This is a genomic window from Pseudonocardia sp. (assembly GCF_035305885.1).
Classification (GTDB): domain Bacteria; phylum Actinomycetota; class Actinomycetes; order Mycobacteriales; family Pseudonocardiaceae; genus Pseudonocardia.
In genome coordinates, this window is record NZ_DATGOP010000045.1 from 1 (window position 1) to 2283 (window position 2283).

General features: G+C 73.9%; 2 protein-coding genes and 1 pseudogene. 2 read left to right on the forward strand and 1 reads right to left on the reverse strand.

Annotated elements, in window-relative coordinates:
* Positions 1-768 (forward strand): annotated as a pseudogene (locus VKZ81_RS08440) (glycosyl transferase); the annotation flags it as partial.
* Between the two features lie 54 nt (positions 769-822).
* Here the strand turns inward: VKZ81_RS08440 and VKZ81_RS08445 are convergent.
* The gene (locus VKZ81_RS08445) at positions 823-1278 is read right to left on the reverse strand and encodes a metallopeptidase family protein (protein ID WP_030534381.1); all 456 of its coding nucleotides are present in this window, start codon (positions 1276-1278) and stop codon (positions 823-825) included.
* 444 nt (positions 1279-1722) lie between these two features.
* Between VKZ81_RS08445 and VKZ81_RS08450 the strand changes: the two genes are divergently transcribed.
* Positions 1723-2097 (forward strand): DUF3499 domain-containing protein, encoded by a 375-nt coding sequence (locus VKZ81_RS08450; protein ID WP_030534382.1) that lies wholly within the window; start codon positions 1723-1725, stop codon positions 2095-2097.
* Positions 2098-2283: the final 186 nt, after the last annotated feature.

Genomic DNA, 2283 nt, shown 5'->3' on the forward strand with positions numbered 1-2283 from the left:
CGGGCGGGCGGCGGTGTCCGGCTGGCCCCTGCGCTCGACACCGAACTCGCCGACAGCGGCCGCGGGGTGCTCGTGCTGGGACACGGCGCGCAGCCCGACCGGCTCGCCGCGGCACGCACCCCGCGTTTCGGAGACGATGCGCTCGCCCCGGTCGGCGGAATGGCCCAGCGGCTCGAAGGCTGGCGATACGGCCTGCTGGCGGGCTCACGGGACGCGGTGACCGACGCGGCCGCCGCCGGCGTGCAGTTCGTCGTGCTGCCTCCCGGCGAGGACGGCGGGGCCTTGCGCGGCGAAGCGGGCGACCTCGTCCGGTCCGCCCCGAACACGTCCGACGGGCGGACCGTGCTGCGGCTGACGCCGGAGTCCGGCCAGGTGACCCTCGTGTCGCCGGAGCAGGCGCATCGCGCGGTCAGTGGCGGTGCGCCGAGCGACGAACTCATGCGCGGGTCGGCGATCGCGCGGGTCGATGCGCGCCTGCCCGAGGCGCACGTGCGTGTCTCCGACGGCCCGGAGGGCAGGTTGCTGGTGCTCGCGGCCGAGCACGAGCCGGGCTGGACCGCGACCGTCGACGGCGAGCCGGTGCCGATCACGCCCGCGTGGGGACATCAGGTGGCGGTGTCGGTGCCCGAGCAGTCCTCGGAGGTGGTCGTGCAGTACTCCTCGCCCGCGCACGGAGTGTTCCTCCTCGGCAGCGTCGCGGCGCTGCTGTTCACGGTGCTCACGGCGATCCCGGGACGCGGAAGGCCGCACGGGACCCGCGGGCGCTGAGGCGTCCCGGGTGCCGGGCTGCGTGGACCGCGGCACCGGTGGTGGGCCGCTGGTTCAGTGGCCCTCGATGACGTCGGGTTCGACGCCGAGGTAGGCGGCGATCTGCTCGACGAGCACGTCGTGGACGAGGTCGGCCAACTCGGCGGGATCCTGCGCGCGGGCCTCCAGCGGACGCCGGTAGAGCACGATGCGGGCGCGGGTGGGAAGCCCGGACCGGTCGACCCCTGCGGGTACGAGCCTGGACAGCGGGACGCTGCCGTCGTGCAGCACGCCGTCGTCGGCGGCGGGTTCGCCGGGGACCGCCGGGTCGGTGGCGGGTTCGTCCGGGATCTCGGGGACGTCGTCGACCGCCACGTCGAGCTTGGTCAGTTCGCTGCGCCAGCGGCCCTCGATCGGCTCCAGCGCGTCCAGTACGAGCGAGTCGAACCGTTCGGCCGGGCTCGACGCGGCGGGCAGGCTGGCCGGATACAGCGGCCCGCGCAGGCCGCGCCCGTGGCGGTCGCGCCGCATGCGCCGCCGGAACCGTGCACCTCGAGCCGTCGTCACCGGGCCCAGGGTACGCATCGGCCCGAACCCGGCGCAGCAACCTCGGTGGCACGCCACACCAAGCCGACGCCCCGGGGGTGTTGCAGCCCCAGGGGTGCGTGTTGCGGGCTCGGGGGCCCGTGTTGCGCGTTCAGGGGCTCGTGTTGCAGTCCCCGGGGCGCGTGCGGCAGATCCGGGCCCGCCCAGCGCGATGTCGCTGGCTTGGTCGCGTGGCGTTTCCCTGCGTTGGGCGGGGGTGGGAGACGGAGCAGTGAGTGTGGACGACTGGTTGGCGGCTGCCCCGGTGCTTCCGCCGAGCGCGATGTCGCTGGCTTGCTCGCGTGGCGTTCCCCTGCGTTGGGCGGGGGTGGGAGACGGGCGGGCGTGTCTCTCACCCTCCCGGGCGCGGAGGGGCTATCGTGATCAACCGTGCGGAGCGTACGGAAGTGTTCGCGGACGGGCTGCCTCGAGCCCGCTGTCGCCACGCTGACCTACGCCTACAGCGATTCGACCGCCGTGGTGGGGCCGCTCGCGACGGCGTCCGAGCCGCATTCCTACGACCTCTGCGAGGCGCACGCGATGCGGTTGACCGTGCCGCGTGGCTGGGAGGTCGTCCGGCACGAGGGCGAGTTCTCGGCGCCCGAACCGTCCGGTGACGAGCTGACCGCGCTGGCCGAGGCCGTGCGCGAGGCGGGCCGCACCGAACGTCCCGAGCCGGTCGCTGCGGAACCGACCCGTCCCGGCGCCACGGGCACCGACACGGGCAGGCGTGGTCACCTGCGCGTTCTTCCCGGTAACGCTTAGTGACGCAGCCCGCGGGAGCTTCACCGCTCCGTTGGCGTTTTCGGGCGAATGGGTAGGCTCCCTGGCGAGATTTCCGGGCTCGGGGGAGTCACCAATCGGATGATCGGGGAGAAGGCGTGTCAGACCTGTCGGCCATCGTGAAGGCCTACGACATTCGCGGCGTCGTCGGTGAGCAGCTCGACGAGG

Coding starts and splice junctions, on each gene's coding strand:
- VKZ81_RS08445 (WP_030534381.1), bottom strand. CDS start 1,278: ATGCGGCGCGACCGCCACGGGCGCGGCCTGCGCGGGCCGCTGTATCCG.